Source organism: Rhodococcus sp. 05-2254-2 (genome assembly GCF_002259095.1).
Lineage (GTDB): Bacteria > Actinomycetota > Actinomycetes > Mycobacteriales > Mycobacteriaceae > Rhodococcoides.
Genome location: NZ_NOZJ01000016.1, coordinates 67,197 through 90,933 on the forward strand (window position 1 = coordinate 67,197; position 23,737 = coordinate 90,933).

12 protein-coding genes are annotated in these 23,737 nt (G+C 59.8%); all 12 read right to left on the reverse strand.

Features of this window, described 5'->3' with window-relative positions:
• Window positions 1–276: 276 nt before the first annotated feature.
• Window positions 277–1,032, reverse strand: coding sequence for a methylmalonyl Co-A mutase-associated GTPase MeaB (gene meaB, locus CH283_RS18860; RefSeq protein ID WP_015586176.1), 756 nt, complete (start codon window positions 1,030–1,032; stop codon window positions 277–279).
• The gene (locus tag CH283_RS18865; protein WP_015586175.1) at window positions 1,029–1,484 is read right to left on the reverse strand and encodes a cobalamin B12-binding domain-containing protein; all 456 of its coding nucleotides are present in this window, start codon (window positions 1,482–1,484) and stop codon (window positions 1,029–1,031) included. The genes meaB and CH283_RS18865 overlap by 4 nt, the downstream gene beginning before the upstream one ends.
• A complete protein-coding gene (gene ccrA, locus CH283_RS18870; protein ID WP_015586174.1) occupies window positions 1,481–2,803 on the reverse strand; it encodes a crotonyl-CoA carboxylase/reductase in 1,323 nt (440 codons plus the stop codon). The genes CH283_RS18865 and ccrA overlap by 4 nt, the downstream gene beginning before the upstream one ends.
• Window positions 2,787–4,631, reverse strand: coding sequence for a condensation domain-containing protein (locus CH283_RS18875; RefSeq protein ID WP_015586173.1), 1,845 nt, complete (start codon window positions 4,629–4,631; stop codon window positions 2,787–2,789). Before CH283_RS18875 ends, ccrA begins: the two co-directional genes overlap by 17 nt.
• Window positions 4,628–6,211 (reverse strand): AMP-binding protein, encoded by a 1,584-nt coding sequence (locus tag CH283_RS18880; RefSeq protein ID WP_015586172.1) that lies wholly within the window; start codon window positions 6,209–6,211, stop codon window positions 4,628–4,630. The genes CH283_RS18875 and CH283_RS18880 overlap by 4 nt, the downstream gene beginning before the upstream one ends.
• A complete protein-coding gene (locus CH283_RS18885) occupies window positions 6,208–6,468 on the reverse strand; it encodes a phosphopantetheine-binding protein (protein ID WP_032382025.1) in 261 nt (86 codons plus the stop codon). Before CH283_RS18885 ends, CH283_RS18880 begins: the two co-directional genes overlap by 4 nt.
• A gap of 98 nt (window positions 6,469–6,566) precedes the next feature.
• Complete coding sequence (locus CH283_RS18890; protein WP_032364855.1) at window positions 6,567–8,030, reverse strand: methylmalonyl-CoA mutase family protein; 1,464 nt, start codon at window positions 8,028–8,030, stop codon at window positions 6,567–6,569.
• The gene (locus CH283_RS18895) at window positions 7,999–19,620 is read right to left on the reverse strand and encodes a non-ribosomal peptide synthetase (RefSeq protein WP_094617247.1); all 11,622 of its coding nucleotides are present in this window, start codon (window positions 19,618–19,620) and stop codon (window positions 7,999–8,001) included. Before CH283_RS18895 ends, CH283_RS18890 begins: the two co-directional genes overlap by 32 nt.
• 99 nt (window positions 19,621–19,719) lie before the next feature.
• A complete protein-coding gene (locus CH283_RS18900) occupies window positions 19,720–20,904 on the reverse strand; it encodes an NAD(P)/FAD-dependent oxidoreductase (RefSeq protein WP_015586168.1) in 1,185 nt (394 codons plus the stop codon).
• Window positions 20,905–21,250: 346 nt separating this feature from the next.
• The gene (locus CH283_RS18905; protein ID WP_202902192.1) at window positions 21,251–21,913 is read right to left on the reverse strand and encodes an FMN-binding negative transcriptional regulator; all 663 of its coding nucleotides are present in this window, start codon (window positions 21,911–21,913) and stop codon (window positions 21,251–21,253) included.
• Window positions 21,910–23,217, reverse strand: coding sequence for a lysine N(6)-hydroxylase/L-ornithine N(5)-oxygenase family protein (locus tag CH283_RS18910; RefSeq protein WP_441344164.1), 1,308 nt, complete (start codon window positions 23,215–23,217; stop codon window positions 21,910–21,912). Before CH283_RS18910 ends, CH283_RS18905 begins: the two co-directional genes overlap by 4 nt.
• The gene (locus tag CH283_RS18915; protein ID WP_015586165.1) at window positions 23,189–23,500 is read right to left on the reverse strand and encodes an MbtH family protein; all 312 of its coding nucleotides are present in this window, start codon (window positions 23,498–23,500) and stop codon (window positions 23,189–23,191) included. The genes CH283_RS18910 and CH283_RS18915 overlap by 29 nt, the downstream gene beginning before the upstream one ends.
• Between the last annotated feature and the right edge of the window lie 237 nt (window positions 23,501–23,737).

Genomic DNA, 23,737 nt, shown 5'->3' on the forward strand with positions numbered 1-23,737 from the left:
ATGCTGACATGACCGAATCCGCTTGTCTGACTGATATTTACAAGATCAGTCAATCTGAACTCTGCCAACAGTCCCTACTTTGCTTGGTTGCCTAGGTCGTCAAATTCAGCCCAACCCTTGACTCGGGCCCAGTTCAAGCCGCTGCGCAGGTGATTTCGTGCCATGCAGGTGTCCCCGTCGATGTCGCAGACTTCGATCACCTAACGGTGGCCCAAAGCTTCGCTGCTTTGCAAAGCGCGGCAGAGGTAATGACTGGAGGAACGATCTGCTCCAGCTCTACGTCATAGGAGATTTTCGCTTGGCCTCAAGGGCTCTAACTACCTCGGCGGCCCCTTCTTGACGGCTGGCGGTAGTCGTCACAATGGGGACGTCGCGTTGACCAAGCTCGATCACGGCCTGGAGTTCGCGAAGTACTGCGTGGACTCCGTTCTGATCTGCCTTGTTTACGACGTAGAGGTCGGCGATTTCCAGAACACCAGCCTTGGCCATTTGGATGCCGTCACCTGCTCCAGGCGCTAGAACAACGATGGTGTCGTCCGCGATTGATGCGATTTCCACCTCTGACTGCCCGGTTCCGACCGTCTCGATCAAGATCCTGTCAAATTCGATCTCAGACAGGATCGCGATCATTGTCCTGGCCGTGGCCGAAAGTCCTCCGAGATGGCCACGACTGGACACTGACCGAATGAAAACTCCGGGATCATCTGAGTGCTCCTGCATACGGATGCGGTCACCGAGGAGCGCACCGCCGGTTATCGGCGATGACGGATCAAAGCAGAGCACTGCCACGCGCTGACCCCGCTTGCGGTACTCGGCGATAAGACATGAAATCAACGTCGACTTTCCGACACCAGGAGGACCTGTCAAGCCAATCACCGTACAGGCGGTTCGGGGGTGGTCCGGTGCAGCCGGAGAGATGACGTCAACCTCAGTGATGGCGTAGTTCTCCGCGCGAGTCATTAGTTGCGCCAGCGCCCTGATATTGCCTTGCCGTGCAGACTCCAAGGTCTGACAGTTCTGGTGCCTCGTCACTCCGTCTCCTTGAGCGGATGTAGGTTCGTTTGTGCCCAACGGGTGATCTCCTGAAGGGAATCCCGAGAGGTAAAGACCCGGAGCACTCCCATTTCAGCGAGCTTGCGTGCGTCTCCAGGTGGAATGACGCCGCCACAGAAGATGGGTATCTCCATCGCGTTATTCTCGGCCAACAGCTCGATTACGCGGGGTACCAGTTCCATGTGAGCGCCCGATAGCAGTGACAGACCGACAGCGTCGGCACCCTCTTCCAAAGTGGTGCGGACGATTTGCTCGGGTGTCTGACGCAATCCGGTGTAGATAACTTCCATGCCGGCATCACGAAGTGCGCGCGCCACCACTTTGGCACCGCGATCGTGGCCATCCAGCCCAGGTTTGGCAACCACCACTCGGACACGATGCACGCGGCCTTCGGCCTTTCCTGCGTCGAAGCTCGGGTTCGGAGCTGTCATGCCGTCACCAGCGGTGTGATCCGCGCCTCGCCGATCCGGGAACGCAGGTCGACGTCGGTGACACCGAGCCCACTCGAGGGTGCTAGGCAAAGTATGCCAACTTTGCCGAGGTGCTCGTTTAGTTGAATCCTGCGTGCGGCTTCTGGTGTCTCTTGAAACGGGTGCACTTCAGACAACATAGGTTGCACTTGGCCGCGCTGGATGAGGCGGTTCGTCTGCCACTGCTCGTACAAATTCGCCCCGTGGCTGCCTACTATTCTTTTCAGGCGCATCCACAAGTAGCGGTTGTCGAACGTGTGTTGGTAACCCGTGCTCGATCCACAGGTGACGATTGTGCCGCCGCGGCGGGCCACGAATACCGAGAGGCCGAAGGTCTCGCGGCCAACGTGCTCGAAGACGATGTTCGGATCCTCTCCGATCTCTCGCCTGATGATCTTGCCCAGCAGTTTTCCTGCCGCGACGGTGGCGTCCGGGTCAGCGGAAATCTCACCGATCTCGCGCCGATCGATGACCAGCTCACAGCCAAGCTTGCGGGCGACCTCGGCTTTTGCGTCCGAGCTGACTATGCCGATTGGTATGCCGCCGCCGTTGCGGACGAATTGCACGGCGTAGCCACCGAGGCCACCCGCCGCGCCCCAAATGAGGACTACATCGCCTTGACGCATGTTGGCACCGCGCTCGCTGACGAGCATCCGGTAGGCCGTTCCCGCGCACAATGGGTTGCTGGCAGCCTCTTCCCAGGTGAGGTGCGCTGCCTTGGGTAGTAATTGACTCGCGCGGACGACCGCATAGTCAGCGAGGCCTCCGAAGTTTGTCTCAAACCCCCATGCTCGCTGCTCGTGGCCGAGCATGCCGTCGTGATGGGTGAGCGGTTCCTGGTCATCGACATGAGCCGTCCCTACGGCGACATGGTCCCCGACCTTCCACTTGCGCACACCGGCCCCGACGCGCACGATCACCCCGGCTGCGTCCGACCCCAGTACGTGGTACGGCTGGTCGTGACGAGAGGCCCAGCCGCCCTGTTTTGCGTAGTGCCGCAGGAAGTTGAAAGTGGGGATCGGCTCGAAGGTAGCGGACCAGATTGTGTTGTAGTTCATCGCCGCTGCCATAACAGCGACCAACACCTCATCAGGAGCAAGTTCCGGCATGGGCACACTGCCGAGGTGAATCGACTTTCGAACGTCTTTGTCCTCGACGCCGGCGAAAATCTGGATGTCTTCTACATCTAGGTAGGCGGCGTTGTATTCAGGTGGGACGGGAAGGCTCTCAAGTACGTCCGGAGAGGCACCCGCGATTACAGCTTCAGAGAGTTCGTTCATTGTCATCCTTGTTCGTCGGTAGGGTGTCGGTACAGGTGATTTTGATACGTCCAGGCAGATCACTGGCGTGCAGAAAAGTCCGCAGATGTGCTCGGATTTCTCGTGCGCTCGGGACATTGCGAGTTGGTCCAGACACACTGAGCACCGCGGTGTCGGTACGGCCCCTCACCAGCTGCACTTCCGCCTCTCGTACCCAAGTGTGGGTTCGGGCGACGCGGGCGACTGCGGAGGCATCAATGAGGCTTCGGGTGCGGATCCACCGACCCTCCCGAGGTCCTAGGTGTCGCATCTCGCCGTCTGCCGCGACGTACCCACAGTCGTCGGTGCAAACCTCGCGGCCGTCGGCGAGATGAACCCAGATCGTGCCCGCTATACAACAGGGCAGTAACTGTTCCGACCGGCCACGCACGGTGAATCTCACACCGTCCGATGGCATCAAGCGCGGAGGGTGGGGAGCGTCGTCGTTACATAGTGTCCCCGCGCGGACGCCAGCACAGATGTACGGGGTCCCCGCGCCGGCTGCTCGGGGCCGGACTTTGCTCGTAGAGCTGACCAAGGATGTTTCTCGGTCTGAAGCGAGATCTGTGACAGCAGTGCGAAAATCGGCAAGAAATATTTCTGCTTCCGCTGCACCCATCAGATCCTGGCGATAGTCGAGCCGCACCCGGCACTGCGGCCAGTGCGCACGGATCTGCAGCGTTCTGGCCAAAGCAGCGTTTGTGTTTGGCGTGAAAAACTCCCACTCCGAACGTAGGCCGGGGATTTCCAGGTCAAGTTGGGCTGGCGGACGGGGAAATGACAGGCCGAGCTCAGTACTGAGCCGAGCGAGGGGTCTGCCGGGCACACCGGACACCAGGTCCACGAACGGGACGCGGCGATAGCGAGCCAAGTGTGTGAGCGCCCGGCGGGCCGAGGCAACGGATTTTTCCGTCGCCATCTGGCGGGAGGTTTCGATGGATACGGGGACCACGTTGGTTTGCAAGCCGGCGACATGTCCGGTGTGTTCGTCACTGACGTCCGAAGCCACAGACAACACCGGATCAATGTTGTCGTAAGCCGTCATTTGTCGAGTGAGCGCTGCGAAAAGCATCGTGAATGTGCTCACCTGCAGGTTTTGAGCGATCGCGCGAAGGGCGGCAACCGCTGAGGGCTCCAGTTCGATTGTCGGCGAGGCAGCAATGGACCGCTGCCCCAGACGGCCGCCCTCGGGAAGTGTCAAGGGCATCCGTTTGTCGATAGCAGTACGCCAAAATTCGATGGCCTCCGCGGTGACTGCCTCCGTGGCAACGGGCGTACTGGGCGCGGCCAGCGGCGTCGGATTCACTTGATGGCCGATTCTCAGTTTCCCCAGATAGTTCGAGAAATCGCGGGCGACAATAAACTTGCTGCGCCCGTCAAAGCCGGCGTGATGAGCCTCGAAGACCATCGAGCAGCGGTTGGGAGCATGGGTTAGAAGTTGGAAACGAATTGGTGCCTCGGTGGCTAGGTCCCAGCGCTTGTCCTGTTCGCGCTGCTTGCACCATTCTCGGACCGCCGCCGACTCGGAGCCGTCTTCGCATGGGATAGTGGCGCGCTCGAAAGAACATGCCTCAAGTGCCGGCAGGACGCACTGGCGCAACTGTCCCCGCACAAGCCGCAGCACCGACCGCAGCGGCTCGTGTCGTTCAAGCACGGCGCGCGCAGCGGCCTCGAGGTGATGCTCGTCAAGTACACCGCGAAAGGTCGCCACGAAATATCCGCCGCCACTAATCGAGGGATCAATCGTGGCTTCGGCCCAGAGTGCGTATTGGCCCGCATCGGCGGGCCTATCGTGCAGGATTGTGGTCATTCGTCACCGCCCTGACTGTGTCGGCGACGCCGCCGGCAGTCATCTGCGATGAGCTCAGCGACTCTCTCACGATTAACCTTCCCGCTGGGGGTCCTGGGCAGTTCGGGCAGTTCCGTCACCGAAACAGGGACCGAAACCTCGGGCAGTACCTTGCGTAGTCGCTTAAGAGCGTTGGCCTCGACTGGGCCGGTGCAGCCCTCACGAAGGACTACTGCGGCGCGCAGGCTGGCATGGCCGGACTTAGTCACCACCATGACCGTCGCCGCTGCAGCGAAGTCGGGAGCTGTTAGCAACTGCGCATCGATTTCTAGGAGATCAACGCGGATTCCCCGCACTTTGATCTGGCTGTCCATTCGGGATAGGAAGCGCAAGCCGCTGTCTGTCAGCTCCACCAGGTCACCGGTACGGAAGGCTCGGGTGTTACCGGCTGGTGAGGGAAGGATGCTGACGTAGCGCTCCACTGTCAGCTCGGGACGCCCCAGATATCCATCCGACAATGGATTTCCGGATACGAGAAGCTCTCCGATGTTCGGAGTTTCTGGAACTTCCGGCGCGATGAGTAGTTCGCATCCCGGCAGGGGTTCGCCGATTGGTGGCAGATTGGGCCAGGCATACGGATCGGGCCCCAGGATGTGCGAGGTCACCATGGCGGATTCGCTTTGTCCGTAGTGGTTGACCAGCCGGCAGCCGGGCATACATGCGAACATTGCGCGAATATCTTCCGAGCACACTACTTGCTCACCGGCGGTATTTACCTCGACCAAGCACAGTTGCGCCAGCATGTCCCGCTGGGCCGTCACTGCCAGCATCTGCAACGCAACGAATGGGACGAACAGCCGCTCGATTCGTTGATCGGAGAGCCATCGAAGCAATTGGGCTGGTTCACGGCGTAGCTTCTCCGGCATGATCGCAAGCGTGCCGCCGCCGCACAGCGTGCCCAATATCTCCTGGAACGAGACGTCGAAATTTAGCGGGGCGAACTGTGCGGTGCGTAGTTCGGGGTGGGGTGAGTGGGATGTTTGCCAATCGACCATTGTGTCGATGCAGAGATGGTTCAGCGCTACGCCCTTCGGCCAGCCGGTCGATCCGGATGTGTAGATGATGTAGACCGGAAGTGCGGCATCGCACGCGACGGCGCGCAGGTCGATCGGTTGGGTTACTCCGGGGGGCAGCCCGATGTCGACCAGCGGGGCGTGGTGGTTCACACGTGATCGCGTGGTGGCGATTAGGGCGCGAGGTGCGCAGTCATCCACCATGAACTGAATCCGTTCCACGGGGTACTCGGGGTCCAACGGGACGTACGTCGCTCCATGCAGCAGCACCCCGAGTAATGCAGCGACTGCACCCGCGCCTCGCGGAAGCGATACCGCAACCCGGTCTCCTACGTTCACGCCGGCCAGCGTCAAGTTGGACGACACCGTTTGCGCCCAAGCTGCCAGTTCTCCGTAGGTGTACGAACGATCGGCGTCGACTACAGCCGTACGCCCCGGATCGTGGGTGACACGGCGAACAAATCCAGTTAAGTGACAATCGGGTGTCGCCGGACCTCCCCACAGTGACTTGAATTTTGGGGCGGTCATGCATCTTCTCCCCGCGGCGCTACCCCTGCTAGTTCTTCATCAACGGCCTCCACGAATTCTTCGATGGTGGGGTTGTTAAAAATTAGATGCAATTCCGCTTGCAGCCCATACTCCCGCTGGATAAGGGCAAGGATTTTCGCGGCCGTGAGCGAATCACCGCCCAAATCGAAGAAATTGTCATCGAGCGTGAGATTTTCTTCGCCGAGAGCCCGTTCCCAGAAACTCGTAATAGTGGTAGCCATCCGTTGTTTGCTCATATTTCTCTGCTCCCCATCCGAGTGGTCAGTTGGCTGCACCCTTGAGTGTGTTTGGGTACGGGATTGACCCGGACTGCTGCTGCTCCGGTTAGATGCGGTCATTTCGATTCGAGCCCTTCTGCCACCGCCCGTTGCATTTGGCCGATGCTGGCCCGAGCCCGTGCTGCTGCGATCATCGAATTCATGACATTGCGGCCCGCGGCCACGTCATCGGTCACAGCACGTAGTTCTGCGCTACAAACCCCGCGCTCGAAGGGACGGCGGCGGCCCGGTACGACACCCGAACGCAGTTGCCTTTCAGTGAGCCACTCCTCTTCTTCGGAACTCTCGGCTTCGACGACGCCGACGACGGGGCCGCGGGTGGCGTAGGCCATGTCGTCAATGCGCGATTCCAGCCAGCCACTGCGCAGACAGTCCAACAAGCCACCATGGGCAGCGATGTCATCTAGCCACCCCGTAGCCTCTGCTTCGATTTCATCGGCGATGCGAGCTATTGCCTCGGACCCGCCGAGGGGGTCGACGTATCTGGCTAGATCGGTTTCCTTCAAGATGATCTGCTGAATCCTCAGCGCAATGCGTGCCGATAGCTGCCCAGGCGTTTGTTCGGCCTCGTCGAAGCCGCACACATGCAGAGACTGCACCCCGCCGAGGACGGCCGCTACGGCCTGAATGGTCGTACGCGCGATGTTGTTGAGCGGTTCGGAGGCGGCGAGAGCGGAGCCGAAAGTATTGACCTGAACACGCATGCGGCTCGACTTCGCGTCAGCAGCGCCGAAGAGGTCCACCATGCGGCGGGCATACATCCTGCGTAGGACACGGAACTTGGCCGCCTCGGCAAGAACCTCCATATGGGTCCCAAAGATGAAGCTGAGCCGGGGTGCGACCTCGTCGACGGTAAACCCCCGCTCCAGCATCCCTTGCAAGTACGTCTCCGCATCAGCGATGCCGAGCGCCACTTCCATTGCTCGGCTCGCACCGGCTTCACGGGCGTGTCCACCCGAGATCGATACCGGATTGACCTTGGGCAAGTTGCGTATGCAGTACTCGATAACGTCTAACGAGAAGCGGAAGCTGTCGTCCAAGTCGAACACGAACGCCTTGCGAGCCGCGTGCTCTTTCAGCATTTCGTTCTGCAAAGTGCCACGTAATAGCGCAGGGTTGACGCCTGATTCTTCGGCAACCACGATCCATAGGGCCAAGATCATCGGTGCGGTCGCATTGATGGTGAAAGAGACTGACACCTGATCCAGCGGTATTCCGTCGAACACTGCGGCCAAGTCGTCGACGGTGGACACCGAGACCCCGGCGCGACCGACCTCACCGGCAGCCGTTGGATCGTCCGGGTCGAGTCCGAGCTGGGTGGGCAGGTCGAAAGCCAACGAAAGACCTGTCTCGCCTTGGTCGAGGAGATAATGGAACCGCCTATTGGTGTCTACGCCGTCGCCAAGCCCAGCCAATTGCCTGATCGTCCATGGCCTAGACACATAGCCCTTGGGATGAATACCTGCCTCATAAGGAAACTCGCCTGGTTTACTCATAATCGTCGCCTTCCAGTTCTGCACGCAGCCGGTCGCCGTAGGCGTCCAACGCATCGGGACTCAACATGTCGTTGTGTTCGCACTCCACTGCGATCTCCGTGACTGGACGAGCGATAAAACGTGTCCAGTCTCTTGAATAACCTGGATCGCGTTCGTGATCGCTTCCCTGGAACACCACAGCGCCGCCCCCGAATAGGTCCGGTGTGTGGCCGTGCCAGAGGTCAGAATTGAATCGGAGATTGCGAACGACGTGGCTGATCATCCAAGCTGGCGGAATAGCTGCGCCGAGTGACGAATGAGTTTCCAGCCATTCCGTGGCCTGCTCGTAAGAGGTCAATTCTTTCAGATCGGGCAGGTCGACGTTCTTGGACACGAAATGCCGCAGGACGTCGGTCTCATTGAAATCCGCGTCTGGCGAGCGTGTCGTACCGGGTTCTACTAGAGCTGCGTCCAACAGTATTAGCCGACGTACGTGCGCCCCTCTCCGTTCCAGCACGGTAGCCATCTGGTGGGCGACGACACCACCGAAGGACCATCCCAGCAGGTCGTAGGGCCCATCGGGCTGGACTGACTGGACGAGGTCGGCATACTCGCCGGCCATTTCGCGGACCGTACGCGGACGTTCGCCGTCGACGGTTTGCTGAATAGCGAATATTGGGCGCTGCACGATGCTTCCCAAGGCGCGGTACGCCCAGCTGACGCCCCCACCAGGGTGTATGCAGAAAAGTGGACGCCCTGGCCCTCGGCACAACTTCACGACCTGAGGTATCTCGTCGGAACTGGACCAGTTGAAGAGTTGTTTGCTCAGGCCCGCTACGGTGGGGGCTTCCATGAGTGCACGGACGCTGATTTCACAGTCGAAGGTTTCCTGCACGGCGGCTACGACACGCATCGCAGAGAGCGAGTTGCCGCCCAGGTCGAAGAAGGAGTCGTCCACGCTGACTCGCGGCAGGTCGAGAACCTTCGTGAAAATGCCGGAGATAATTTCTTCAACCGGAGATGACGGCGCTCTGTGAACGCCGCTGGCGAATTGCGGCTCGGGCAACGCCCATTTGTCCAGCTTGCCGTTGACAGTTAACGGCAACTCGTCGATGACCATCACCACGGCCGGAACCATGTACGCAGGCAATCGCGCGGCAACTCGTTCGCGCAGCGCCCCACCATCGATTCCCGCAGACACCTCGGTAGGTACGACGTAGCCAATCAACTGCTTGCCGGTATCGGTATCACGGGCCACCACTGCCGCACGCTCCACTCCGGTCAAGGCAGCGAGTGTTGCTTCCACTTCACCGATTTCGATGCGGTAACCACGAATCTTCACCTGATCGTCAGAGCGACCCACATACTCCAGCTCGCCGTCGTGATTCCAACGAACCAGATCGCCGGTGCGATACATCCGCGAACCCAAAGGGCCGAGCGGACACGCGACGAATCGCGATGCCGTCAAGCCCGGCCGTCGCACATAACCGCGTGCCACACCCCGCCCCGCGACATACAACTCACCAACCACACCGATCGGAACCCGCCGCAAACCGGAATCCAACACAAACAACGCATCACCCGGCACCGGCGTACCGATAGGAGCTCCATGACCAGGCTTCATGGGCGCACTCATAGAGGCGTAAACGGTGCTTTCGGTAGGACCGTAGGAGTTGATCATTTCTCGGCCTGAAGCCCACCGATCGACAAGTTCGGGCGAGCACGCCTCACCCCCCACAAAAATGGTCCTCAATGCGCTCAGCCGCTGCGGTGACAGCCGGCCGAGGGCGGACGGGGTCTGGGTCAGAACCGAAACACTTTCGTTCACAAGTAGGTCATGAAAGTCGGTGGCAGAGTTGGCCGTGTCCTCAGAGGCTATGACTAAGCGGCCACCGTGCAGCAGAGCGCCCCACATCTCCCACACCGACACATCGAACGAGTACGAATGGAACATCGACCACACCTGTCCTGGCGACAATTCGGACGTCCGTGCGGGTCTGGTGAACAGTTGCGTCACGTTCTGGTGGGTGACCGAGACGCCTTTGGGTGTGCCTGTCGTTCCTGAGGTGTAGATGACATAGGCCGTCAGTTCTGGATGGGGGAATGGAAAGGTGACAGTGGGAGGTTCGACGGTGACCCTGCCCCCGAGGGTCACGACTGCCACTTTGCTCTCATCGACCCGGTGCAATTGCGCTACCGTTGTCACTATTGCTGCTGGTTTGGCGTCTTGTAGAACGAATGCCAGGCGCTCGTCAGGGGTGTTGATGTCGATCGGCAAGTAAGCAGAACCCAGCTTCAGCACCGAAAGTATGGCTATCACAGTGTGTTCCGAACGTGGCAGCAACAGTGCAACAACGTCCTCTACTCCCACCCCACGCCCAGCCAACAAATGAGCCAACTGCGTCGATGTGTCGTCCAACTCCTGATACGTCCACGACCGACCCTCGAACACCACCGCTATGACGTCCGGCCGCACCCTCACCTGCTCGGCGAACAACTCCGGAATCGACACGCCAGCAACGGACTCCGTCACAGCCGACCTGTTACCCAGTACGTCCAGCTGCGTCAGCTCATCCTCACCCAGGATGTCGAACGAAGCCAAAGGACGATCCGGGCCCGCCGCCATCGCAATCAATAGTGTCTGGAGCCATACCAGGATTTGCTTGGCCAACCGCTCGTCGAGGACCGCCATGCGGTATTCCAGCCGCACCCTCAGCTGTGGACCGGGCCAGATCTGTAAGGCGATTGGATAGTGAGTGAACTCGCGACTTGAGGCTATGCGTACGCTCAGTCCGTTTGTCTCGAGCTGCCCGCCGGACATCCTCAGTGGGTAGTTCTCGTAGACGAAGAGGGTGTCGAACAGTTGTTGATGTCCCGCGGCGCGCTGGATATCGGCCAGGGCCACGAACTGGTGGTCTAGCCCATCGTGGTAGTCGTCCCGCAGCATGCCGATCAGTTCAGCCGTGGTCGTCGTCGCGGTCAGGGATGCTCTTACCGGGACGGTGTTGATGAACATGCCCACCGCCGACTCGCTGCCGAACAGTTCTGCTGGCCGCCCCGATACGGTAGTGCCGAAGACGACGTCTCCGCTGCCAGTCAATGCGCCCAGCAGACGGCCCCAGGCGGCCTGTAGCACGATGTTCATGGTCGTGTTTTGCGAGCGAGCCAACTGCTCAACAGAACGCGTGACGTCGATAGGGAGGTCGACTCGCAACAGCGATCGCGCATCAGTGAAGCGATCTCCTGGATCTAACAAGGTCGGCGTTTGAAGTCCCGCCAGCAGCTTCTGCCAATGCCGCCGCGCCGCGCTCCAGTCCTGGGCGGATAGCCACTCGACGTAATTTCGGAAGGTGGGCGCGGGTGCCAGAGTCTCCCGTTCGTAGACGGCGAACATCTCTTTGAGCAGAATCTGGATTGACCAACCGTCCACCACGATGTGATGGACGGATAGCACCAGCGTGTGCTTATTCGTCCCAGTCTGATGAAGGAGAATCCGTAGCGGTGCCTCATCTACGAGGTTGCCGCAGGCGGCGAGCTCTGCATCCAGCAGCCTCTGATCGCACTCGTAGCCGTTAACTACCGTCCACGGTATGTCTGGGCGTGTCGGAATGATCTGCACCGGCTCGGGGAAACCCTCGGAGACGAACCGAGCCATTAGGTTGGGGTGGCGTCCGACGACTGTATGAGCGGCCTCGCGCAAGCGCGGCACGTCGAGTACGCCAGCAATCTCGATACCCAGTTGCACGGTGTACAGCTCTACGGGTTCATTACTGCCGGAACGGCGATGGAAAAGCAGCCCGGTTTGAAGCGGAGTCAGCGGGAGAAGGTCTGCTGGTTCCACGATTTGTGCGAGTTGATCGATCTGCCGCTGATTGACCACCGCCGGCAGGACGTCGGAGGGAGTCAGTCCTCCGCCGCCGTTCTGCACGTACGCCGCAATTCCAGCTAGAACGTCATACCAGCGCGCGTACAGCTCGGTGATATAGGAGCGATCCACCTGTGTGCTCGTCCAACTCCAGGACACGTGTAGTTCTGACTGCGAACCTTCGGCTAGCACGGCTGCATTGATGCCGACTGTGTGCGGCAACAGCATCGAGCGGGAACCAAAGCGTCGAGCATCAGGCGATTCAGTCGGTCCGAGGATCCGCCAATCTTCGAGGGGTGCGTCGAGCTGGCTCACGCTGCGCCGGCCGAGGTAGTTGAAGCCGATGGCGGGATCTACGCCAGACAGATTGTTGGTGCCTAGATACTTGAGAAGACCGTAGGTGATTCCGTCGGGGTGGGCACGCAGCTGTTCCTTGGCGTCCTTTATCCAGATACCCATGTCCGAGCCCCCGGTCAGAACAGTGTCACGGTCCATGGGTACGACGTTCAAAGCGACCGGGTGCTTTGCGGTGAACCATCCGACGGTGTTGGTCAAATCGATCCCACTGCCGATTTCATCGCGACGTCCGTGGCTCTCCACGTCGATGCGGAAAGGGACGTCGAAGTGCTGGTGCTGTTCAGCGAGGGCAGAACCGAGTGCGATGAGCAGCAGATCCTGAACGTTGATGTGCAGAGCCGCAGTCACGTCGGTTACCAGCACTTCGGTTAGCTCCGTGTCGATGCTGACCGACAGATGCTCCACATCGCGCCAGATACCAGGAGTCGGGTGCGGGCTGGGCAGCAGGGTGGCAACGGCTTCAATGCGCTGCCAATGCGGAAGCTGGTCAGTGACTTTCCGCTCGGCAGCGTACTGCGCCAACATCGTTGACCACTCACGGAACGAGGTGCCGCTGGCATCCAGGGTAATTTCTCGCCGCTCGGTGAGGCAGCGCCAACCCGTTGCGAGATCCCTTTGGATGATTCCCCAGGAGACCGCGTCGACCGCGAGGTGGTGGACGATGAGCAACAGCTGGCGGGTGCGCTCAGCCCACAGCCCATGCACCATGGCTCCTCGACGCGGGTCAAGACGGCTCAAGGCATTGGCAAACGTGGTATCGGAGAAGTCCACGACGGGGGTTACACAGTCGGCTGCGCTGATCGAGCCTGTTGGTAGGACGATGCAGTTGTCCGCGTCCTCAGTCGGGGCGTTGTCCACCTGCAACCGGAGCATGGCGTGCCGATCGACCAATGCCTGTAGTAACAACACCACGTCGCTGTACTTCGCCTGCTGCGGCCCCTGGAACAACATGGTTTGGTTGAACTCGTCTGTCGGTGCCGTGAGAGATGCCAGCCACCGCATGATCGGCGTTGCCGTGACGGGCCCAGCCTCAGCCGGCCGAAGGAGAGACTGCTCCGGGACCGAGAGCTGGAGAGCGTGGGCAAGTCGTGCCACGGTTCGCTCCACCAGGATGTCGCGGGGCTTGCAGTACAAACCGACTTGCCGGGCCCGGGACACCACCTGAATGGACGAGATGCTGTCGCCGCCTAGATCGAAGAACGAATCGTCGACTCCAACTTTCTCCACATTCAGTACGCGCGCGTAGATGTCAACCAGGCTCTCCTCGAGTGGAGTAGTCGGTGCTCGGTATTGGTTCGATTGTCCTAGTTGAGGTACCGGAAGCCTCTTTTTGTCAAGCTTGCCGTTACTCGTCATGGGCAATGCATCGAGGACCACGACCGCCGCAAGCGACATATATTCGGGCAGCCACGCGTCGGTCAAGCGGCGCAATTGGTTGCCATCCAACTCGCCCGCCCAGTCTGTGTGGGGAACGACGTAGCCGATCAGCCGTTTGTACCCTGGGTGGTCCTCATGGACGACGACCGCAGCCTGTCCTACTCCGGGGGCCGTCCGGAGCACCGATTCGATCTCACCGATTTCGATGCGGTAACCACGAATCTTCACCTGATCGTCAGAGCGACCCACATACTCCAGCTCGCCGTCGTGATTCCAACGAACCAGATCGCCGGTGCGATACATCCGCGAACCCAAAGGGCCGAGCGGACACGCGACGAATCGCGATGCCGTCAAGCCCGGCCGTCGCACATAACCGCGTGCCACACCCCGCCCCGCGACATACAACTCACCAACCACACCGATCGGAACCCGCCGCAAACCGGAATCCAACACAAACAACGCAGTGCCGGAGCCAGCGGCACCGATCGGCACTGCCCCTGTAGGGACTAGCGGTTCGGTCATCGAAACGTAGACGGTGCACTCGGTCGGGCCATAAGCATTGATCACGGCTCGCTCAGGCGTCACCCATCGCTCGATTAGCTGGGCTGGGCACGTCTCTCCCCCGAGTAGAAGTAGCGCGATCGACGGTAGCCCCTCGGGAGACAGCCGTGCCAACGCCGACGGTGTCTGGGTCAGCACCGTTACTTCTTCGTTTACGAGCAGGTTATGGAAATCGGAAGGAGAGTAGGCAACCTCTTCGGGAACCACGACCAGCCGTCCCCCGTGCAGAAGCGCGCCGCACATCTCCCAGACCGCGAAGTCGAATGCGTATGAATGGAACAGCGTCCATACGTGGTGGTGGGGTTCCAGAGTGCCGGTGGTCGGGTCCTCGACATTGGCGAGGCGCGCGATGTGGGTAGCGATGAGGTCATTGACGCCGCGGTGGGTGACCGAGACGCCTTTGGGTGTGCCTGTCGTTCCTGAGGTGTAGATGATGTACGCGAGGAGGTCAGCATTCGGCACCGGCAACGTCGTCGTCGGCTGTTCAGCGACCTTGGGATCCTCGACATCTATCAGTGGGACCCCGGACTTACTGACGCGACCAGCGAGGCTCACCGTGGTCAAAATCGCGGCCGGCGCAGCGTCTTGTAGAACGAATGCCAGGCGCTCGTCAGGGGTGTTGATGTCGATCGGCAAGTAAGCAGAACCCAGCTTCAGCACCGAAAGTATGGCTATCACAGTGTGTTCCGAACGTGGCAGCAACAGTGCAACAACGTCCTCTACTCCCACCCCACGCCCAGCCAACAAATGAGCCAACTGCGTCGATGTGTCGTCCAACTCCTGATACGTCCACGACCGACCCTCGAACACCACCGCTATGACGTCCGGCCGCACCCTCACCTGCTCGGCGAACAACTCCGGAATCGACACGCCAGCAACGGACTCCGTCACAGCCGACCTGTTACCCAGTACGTCCAGCTGCGTCAGCTCATCCTCACCCAGGATGTCGAACGAAGCCAAAGGACGATCCGGGCCCGCCGCCATCGCAATCAATAGCTGCTGCCACCGAGCCGCCATGCGCTTTACGGTCTCGGCGTTGAAGATGTCGGTGCGGTACTCGACGATTCCGCTGATCCCATCGGGCTGACCGTCCGCAGTGAACCGCTCGCGCAGGCTGAATGCCAGGTCCATTCGAGCGGCTCCGATGTCGACTGACGCCGTCTCCACGTCGAGACCCGGCACCGAGATGTCGGGGACCGGGTCGTTCTGCCAGGCGAACAGGATTTGGATCAACGGATGGTGAGCCTGCGTACGGACCGGATTGAGGCGCTCGACAAGCGCATCGAACGGCACATCTTGGTTCGCGAACGCGTCCAGGCTCCGCTCCCGTACCTCCTCCAACAAATCACCGAAGTTCATCTCGGCTGAAACCCGCGTACGCAACACCAGCGTGTTGACGAAAAACCCGACCATGCCGTCAAACTCGGTTCGCCCCCGCCCCGCCGTCGGCACCCCGAACGCCACATCCGCGCTCCCGCTCAAACGCGCCAACAGCACCGAAAGCGCCGCCGACATCACCATGAACGTCGTCGCATTGCGTTCCCGCGCGATCCGCTGCGCCAATTCATGGAAATCCGCGGGCAGGTCGACGACGACTCGACCCCCATTCGTGTCGGTCTCCGCCGGGTACGACCGGTCCGTGGGAAGCTCCAACCTGCTGGGTAGATCTTTCAGGGCGTGTTCCCAGAATTTCAACTGCCCGGCGAGCACGCTTTGCGAATCCGCTTCGTCACCCAGCAGAGCGTGTTGCCAAAGCGTGTAGTCGGCGTACTGGACGGGAAGTGGCGACCAGGAAGGCGACTCGCCCGCAGCGCGGACTCCGTAGGCGCTCCATAGGTCACGCAGGAGCGGAGGAAGTGACCCCCCGTCGACTGCAATGTGGTGCATGACCACGACCAGACGATGGTCAGTGGCAGACACGACAAACAGCGCCGCGCGGAAAGGAAGGTCTTCGGCTAGGTCGAAAGCATGCTGACCCCGAACACGCGCTGCGTCGGATATTTGAAGTTCCGTCCAGGTGGTGGCGTCAATGATGTCCCAGTCGAAGTCAGTCTCAGCTGCAAGGACACGCTGCTCCGGCACACCAGCCACCGCTGGAAACACTGTCCGCAGACTCTCGTGCCGCTCCACAACATCAGCGATCGCCGCGCGCAGCGCACAGACATCCAAAGAACCGGTAATCTGAATCAGTAGCGGTATGTTGTACGTCGCCGACTGCCCTTCCATCTGGTGGATGAACCACAGCCGACGCTGAGCGAACGACAACGGCAATCGCTTGGGACGAGCTACTGGGACCCATGCCACGCCGCCACCCGGCGATCCACCCACCAACCGTGCGAACCCCGATACCGTTGAGGCTTCCCAGAGCGCCTTCACGCCGATCGATGAATCAAACGACTCCTGCACGGCCGCGATCACTCGCATCGCCGATAGCGAATTTCCGCCGAGGTCGAAGAACGAGTCGTCCACCCCTACCCGCGGTAGGTCCAGCACACGCGCAAAGATTTCAGCCAAAATTCCCTCAACCAAGGTCGACGGATTTCGGTAGGATCCGCCTGCGAACTCTGGATTCGGCAATGCCTGCTTGTCTAACTTGCCGTTGACCGTAAGCGGTAGGTCATCGACGATCATCACCACTGTGGGGACCATGTACTCCGGTAGGTGCGCGGCCACATCACCACGCACCACAGCACCATTTACTTTTGGACCGGTCTCCGCAGGTACGACGTAGCCGATCAGCTGCTTGCCCGAACTCGAAGACCTCACCACGACCGCGGCGCGCTCCACCCCCGCGACACGGGAAAGAGCAGCCTCGACCTCACCCGGTTCAACACGAAAACCACGGATCTTCACCTGGTCGTCCGAGCGGCCCACATACTCCAGCTCGCCCTCGCGGTTCCACCGCACTACGTCACCCGTCCGGTACATCCGCGAGCCCGGCGGGCCGAGCGGAGAAGCAACAAACCGCGACGCCGTCAGCCCCATGCGTTTCAAGTAGCCCAGGCCGACACCATGACCTGCCACATACAACTCTCCGACTACTCCTACCGGCACGCGGCGGAGACCGGTATTCAATACGAAGAAGGCAAGGTCAGCAAGCGGACCGCCCACGGGACTGACATGGCTGTCGAGGTCAGAAGAAACGATCCTCCGGAACGATGCGTGGACGGTGGTCTCTGTGGTGCCGTACATGTTGATCAGGTGCGGCCAGGAATCCAGCTGATCTAGCCAAGGTCGCAACTTCGACGGTTCGAGAGCTTCGCCTGCGAAGACAATCGCTTCTAGACCGCTCAGCCGAGACTCGCCCGGCCGGCGCATGTCGACTGCCTGCAGAGCATAAAATGCTGACGGTGTCTGACTCAGAACGGATACGTTCTGGTCTCGCAGTAGTTGATGAAAGTCGTTGGCGGACTGGGCAATTTCTCCAGGTACGACAACCAGTCGGCCACCGTGTAGCAGCGCGCCCCACATCTCCCATACCGACACATCGAACGCGTAGGAGTGGAAGAGTGACCACACCTGGTTTGAGGACGGCACGAACCCCGGAGCCGTCGAGCTGAACAATCGCGTGACGCTCGCCTGGGTAACGGCAACCCCTTTGGGGACACCGGTGGTACCGGAGGTGTAGATGATGTACGCGACTTGGCCGGCCTCTGGCGCAGGCAGAGCCGTAACCGGCTGCACGGCAATCGCGTCGTCGTCGACATCCACAACTTCGATACCAAAACAGTCTACCCGGCAAGTCAGTTCGGCAGTGGTCACGAGGGCAGCTGGAGCGGCATCGCCCAAGATGAACGCCACCCGCTCATCGGGGTGCTTGATGTCAATGGGTACATAGGTTGCGCCCAGTTTCAACACTGCCAGGATCGCGATTACTGTCTTGTTGGAACGCGGGAGCATGAGAGCAACAACTTCTCCTCCGCGTACCCCACGAACGGCTAGTAGATGTGCCAGTTGCGTGGAGGCCTCGTCAACTTCCCTGTAAGTCCATACCTGATCCTCGAAAACCATGGCGTGCGCTTCCGGCGCTCGATTCGCCTGTGCTGCAAACAGTTCGGCTATGGATATACTGGCGGCAGTCTGAGAGTGCGCAGAACGATTGCCCAGGCGGTCAAGATGAGTGTGTTCGTTTCTGTCTAGTACGTCGATCGAGATGACTGGCTGGTCGATCACGGCGATCATCTCGGCGATGATTCGCCCAAGCCTGACGATCATGGTCTCGACCGATGCAGCGTCGTAGACATCAGAGCGGTACTCGACCACTCCGTCGATTCCCTGCGGCTCGCCGAACTCGGAGTACCGCTCCCGGAGACTGAAGGTCAAGTCCATCCGGGCCTGTCGAGAAATGGTGGGTACCGCCTCTGCCAGCACCCCCGGCAAGTCCAACTCCGTGGAGATCTGGTTCTGCCATCCGAGCATGACCTGGACCAGTGGGTGATGCGATTGTGACCGAGCAGGTTTGACGAGATCCACCAGCGCGTCGAACGGGACATCCTGGTGGGCCAATGCGTCCAAAACCGCGTCCCGTACTTTTTGCAAGAGGCGACGGAACGTCGAACTGGCAGACACATCAACGCGGAGCACTACTGTGTTGGCGAAGAAACCGACCATCTCCGCAAGATCAGCGTCACGTCGGCCCGTAGTTGGAACACCGAAAGCGACATCGGAGGTGCCGCTTAGTTCGGACAACAGCACCGCCAGCGCCGTCGAAATCACCATGAAGCCGGTAGAACGATGCTCCCGGGCCAACTGTCGCACCTGCTCTTGCATCGACACGGGCCATTCGATGGGGATTCGATTGCCTCGATAGTCGGCCACGACCGGATAAGGGCGGTCGGTTGGGAGCTCAAGCCGCCCCTCGTATCCGGCTAGCGTGTTCTTCCAGTAAAGGAGGTGCCGGCTCAGCGCACTGTCGGGGTCGGACTCGTCGCCGAGCGACTCACGCTGACGGAGCGTGTAATCCCGATATCGCAATGGCAACGGCACCCAGGCAGGCACCTCTACGCCCACATGGGCCCTGTACGCCAGCCCGACGTCGCGTACGAGGGGCGTGAGGGACTGGCCGTCTGACGCGATGTGATGCATCAGGAGCACCAATACATGCTGATCGGCCGATAGTCTGAAGAGCTGCGCTCGGAACGGAATCTCAAAGCTGAGGTCGAATTTGTATCCCACTGCCTGTGCGACTGCATCGTTCAACGCGTCTGTCGACCACCCTGACGCTTCGACTACGTCCCAGCCGAAGTCTGCGTCGGCCGAGCCAAGAACACGCTGCTCCGGCACACCCTCATGGGAGGGGAAAACAGTCCGCAAACTTTCGTGTCGACTCACGACATCGCCGATTGCCCTGCCCAGCGAATGAACACTGAGCTCACCAGTCAGGCGTAAGACCAGAGGAATATTGTAAGTTGACGACAATCCCTCCAACTGGTGGATAAACCACAGCCTACGCTGCGCAAAAGACAACGGGATCAATGCTCAACCCTTTCAGCGCCCAGCAAAACACTTCCTTGCGAACCACTCGGGTGACCACCCTCAGCGTTAGATTCAGACCCGAAATATTTCATCAGCAAGCTACAACAAGTCGACGAGCTCGGCCGACATAAATTCGCGCATCCCGATGGCCCCCGAAACCAAACCGAAGTACCGAGATGTAAGTTCGGGCGAATTGGCAATGGCATGCAGCATGCGCAACCGGGACTTCGTCGGTTGAAGCTTCGCCAGGGCGAGAGTACTCATGTACGGCTCCTCTAGAACAGCTCCTGTCGACAGTGCAAAGTGCACCATCGCCTCATCTACTGCGACCGAGTTCCCGACATCCACCCCGGAAATAGAATCGGTGAGCAGGTCGGCTTGAATCAGCGCATTGGTGATGCCGCGGGCGCTGATCGAGTCAAGGTGGTGAGCCGCATCCCCCGTCAATGCCCAGCCCGGACCGTGCGATTTACGGAAATAGTTGCGTTGGTCCCCCGTACCCCACCACCGATCCACTCGGTCGAGTGCCATAATTTGTTCGTATAAATCCGGCGCTGTCGATTCGATCGCGGACAAGTACGCCCTCTGCGGGTCCCGCCGAACGACCGAGAATTCGCTCTGCGGCAGGTAAGCTGCCACAATTGTCAGGTCGTCATGTGTTGGAATACGGGCTATCCAGCGGCCGACTCGCTCATGGAATCCGAATCCTGTTCGCAAGCCTTGCCAGAAGGTGTAGTACACGCAGCTTGCTATGGGTGCCGATCGGAGGATCGGTGCCTGAACAAGTTCCGCGACCTTTGATCGCATACCGTCGGCCCCAATAACCAATCGAGCAGACACCGATGTGGTCGAATTTCCACTCCGGAGGCGAACTCCGGCGACGCGTTCGTCGTGCCAAATCAATTCTAGGACCGACGTCCGATCCGAGAACTCCGCGCCCGCTGACACGGCAGCTCGAATGAGTAGATCGTCGAGTATGTACCGCCGTGGTGCGTAAGCGGCATTAACACCGTCCTTCGCCGGGGTAGCAGCGATCAGACTCAGTCCATCCACATCGTGACTAATAGTGCCCAAAGGCGGACAACCGGAGGCCACAACATCATCGAGCATCCCCCACTGTGCGAGTCTCACGACCCCAGGGTGCTGGATATACAACGTGGACATGGTGTCCGCCGGAAAGGAGGCCCTATCGACCAGCAGAACACTTCGCCCCTGTCTGGCTAACAGCAGTGCCACCGAAGCGCCGGCACATCGCGCCCCAACAACAACAACGTCGTAATCCATTACCAACCTTCTGGCTTTCTCTGGCGATGACACCGACTTGGTCACGTTCGCCGGTCGGCTCTTTTGCCGGATTTTGGTCCGGAAGCAATCCCCCGGAATCCCAACTTCATTCCGAAGGTAGAACGATTGACCTGCTCGACGAGTCGGAATGGCGGCGGACAAGGTGCGTGAGAGCAGTAGCACAATTTATAAACTCCGCTTGCATCCGTAAACCGATGAACAGACCAGGCCGAAATGGCTGAGCCGGTGCGAAATTGAAGGTTTACAAATGGCGGGCACGGAATGCTCTTTTGGCGCAAAAGGCTCCCGGGCCGTGGGTTCCGTCGGTGCGTCCGACATGTCCCCATCAGAAGTTGTTGTAGTCACCATGGCTGTACTCCCGCATGAACGAAGCTAGTTCTTTGCCTCGCCCGGCGTGGTTCGCGCTGAAGTGGTCCGCCACCCGTCGCCTGGTCTCGAGGTTCTGCTCCTGGCTGAGCTTGAACATGCCATCCGCCGATTCCACCTCAAAACTGAATGCACCCACAGCCGGACCGATCCTTCGGTAGTGGTCCAGCGAACTGTCCATCTCCCACCCGCTGCCGAATTTCTGCTCGTACGTACTGACTGTCAATTGAACGACCTTGAGCGTCTCCTCGAAATCGGCAACAGGTTGCAGCTTTCCTCGGAGATGTACCGAGACGTAGTTCCAGGTCGGTGCTACAGAATCGCGTTGGTAGACACTTGGGGTGACATACCCATGAGGCCCGGTGAAAATAAGTTGGGCATCCGCACCGTCGACGAGCGAGTCCCAGTGGGGATTGGCCCGGTTCATGTGCCCAAACAGTGTCGATCCTTCTAAGTCCTCGCTCTCTGAAGGGGCGCAGGGAGCACAGATGACTGGCAAATGGGTGGCGTACGGGGCCTTGGGGCCGTTTGAGATCAGAGCCGCAAAAGGGTACTGCGCAACCACGCGGCGCAGCCATGTCCGATCACTTGCCTTGTAGATCCGGGGGACGTACATGGTCATCTCCTGAGAATGGATTGGGCGATTTCACCGGATCTGACTGCAGTGTTGGACAGGAGACCAGCAGAAAGTCCATGGCTGTGTTCGGTACTGGCACCGTGCACATAGATACCGGCGCGCACCGCATCCGACGTCGTCACTCGGTAGTCGCGTCCCACGCTGAGCCGTCCCTGCTCGTCGTGCTTACATTCGCGCATCAGGCCCTGGAGTAGCGGTGCCGGGTCACTTGGCCGGTAGCCGGTGGCGTAGACGATCACGTCTGCTTCGATGGTATGGGTCAGACCGGTGGCCGAGGATGTGACCTCGACCCGTACGCCGTCTGTGTCCTCGTCGACGGATGTGACGCGCGAGGTGTTGATCATCCGTAACCGCTGTTTGCCCAGGACCTTCTCCTGGTAGCTCTTGAGATACAGCGACTGTGAAATATCGAGATCGACCACTGAGTAATTGGTGTTGGCGTGGTATTCGAGGAGCCTCTGCTTCTCGTCGGTCGGAGCGGAGAAGAACCGGTCAACTCCCTCCGGATCGAAAATTCCATTCGCATACGGGCTGTCATCGGCGACGCTGTAGCCGTAGCGGGACAGGACGGTGTGCACATTGGCGCGAGGGAAAGTCCGATGAAGGTAGTCAGCAACTTCGGCGGCACTTTGGCCAGAGCCCACGACGACAAAATTTTGAGGGACGTATGTAACTGCGGCTGCTCTGCCCAGCAGTTGGGAGCTGTGCCAGATCCGCTCAGATCTGTTGACACCATCGGGAAGTCGAGGCGTCAAACCCATTCCGATCACGATGTTCCGCGCCCGCTGAACAACGTCATCTGGGCCGACTACATCGACGTACTCCACCACGCCATTCTCGACTACTGGTCGGATGTCTTTGATCTCGGACCCGTACGAGACGTTTGACTGAAATTGGCTAGCTGCCCACTCCAGGTAGTCATGAAACTCCACCCGCAGTGGGTAGAGAGTTTTGCTGTTGATGAACTCAGCAATTCTCTCTTTCTCTCGGAGGTAGGACACAAACGTATACCGACTCATCGGATTGCGCATGGTGGCAAGGTCTTTGAGAAAAGAGACCTGCATGGTCGCATCCTCCATGAGCATCCCACGGTGCCAGCCGAAACGAGGCTGGAGCTCGTAGAACTTCATGCTGAACTTTGCCGGCACCGGTCCGGGCTGGATGGACTCTTGAAGAGCTATCGCGAGAGCGAGGTTGGAGGGTCCAAAACCGACCCCAACAACGTCCGCGACGGACGAGCCTGACTGTGCTCCCATCGAGCTACGACCTAATTTCGTTGTGGTAGGCATCGGCTGGGATGCCCTCAACCGAATTGGTCGTTCCCGGCCGCATAGTTGGTCCGACATTAGTTGTCTGGCTGCGGTTTTCGGCCTGAGCAATGGCGAGTGACTTGGGGCGCAAATCGGTCCAGTGGGTGTCGACGTACTCCAGACAAGCAGTCCGCTTGGCCTCGCCGAACACTCTTGACCAACCGGCCGGGACGTCGATAAAGACCGGCCAGAGAGAGTGCTGCCCCTCCTCGTTGGTGAGAACGAAATAGCTGCCGTCTTCATCGTCGAACGGATTGCTCATGGTCCTCGCTTACTCGGAGAGTTGCAGTACGCCTGCTGTGCATTTCGGTACCAGTCGAGTCTGCCTAGCAGCGAATACGTTGGTCCCCTTTGTGGCACGAAGGGAGTAGGTAATACCTCAGAAAACTACAACTTTGGATGTAGTTTTAGCGAAGACAAGTCCGGGCAGAAACCTTCGTGCACTGCGACAGCTAGGCTCCGGCTGTGTCAGATGGGTGGTCGTATCGGTGTGAGTCGG

What these genes read in the sequence shown, in the direction of transcription:
- CH283_RS18865 (WP_015586175.1), bottom strand. Translation starts at nt 1,484, where the DNA reads ATGACAGCTCCGAACCCGAGCTTCGACGCAGGAAAGGCCGAAGGCCGC.
- ccrA (WP_015586174.1), bottom strand. Translation starts at nt 2,803, where the DNA reads ATGAACGAACTCTCTGAAGCTGTAATCGCGGGTGCCTCTCCGGACGTA.
- CH283_RS18875 (WP_015586173.1), bottom strand. Translation starts at nt 4,631, where the DNA reads ATGACCACAATCCTGCACGATAGGCCCGCCGATGCGGGCCAATACGCA.
- CH283_RS18880 (WP_015586172.1), bottom strand. Translation starts at nt 6,211, where the DNA reads ATGACCGCCCCAAAATTCAAGTCACTGTGGGGAGGTCCGGCGACACCC.
- CH283_RS18885 (WP_032382025.1), bottom strand. Translation starts at nt 6,468, where the DNA reads ATGAGCAAACAACGGATGGCTACCACTATTACGAGTTTCTGGGAACGG.
- CH283_RS18900 (WP_015586168.1), bottom strand. Translation starts at nt 20,904, where the DNA reads ATGGATTACGACGTTGTTGTTGTTGGGGCGCGATGTGCCGGCGCTTCG.
- CH283_RS18905 (WP_202902192.1), bottom strand. Translation starts at nt 21,913, where the DNA reads ATGACCATGTACGTCCCCCGGATCTACAAGGCAAGTGATCGGACATGG.
- CH283_RS18910 (WP_441344164.1), bottom strand. Translation starts at nt 23,217, where the DNA reads ATGCCTACCACAACGAAATTAGGTCGTAGCTCGATGGGAGCACAGTCA.
- CH283_RS18915 (WP_015586165.1), bottom strand. Translation starts at nt 23,500, where the DNA reads ATGAGCAATCCGTTCGACGATGAAGACGGCAGCTATTTCGTTCTCACC.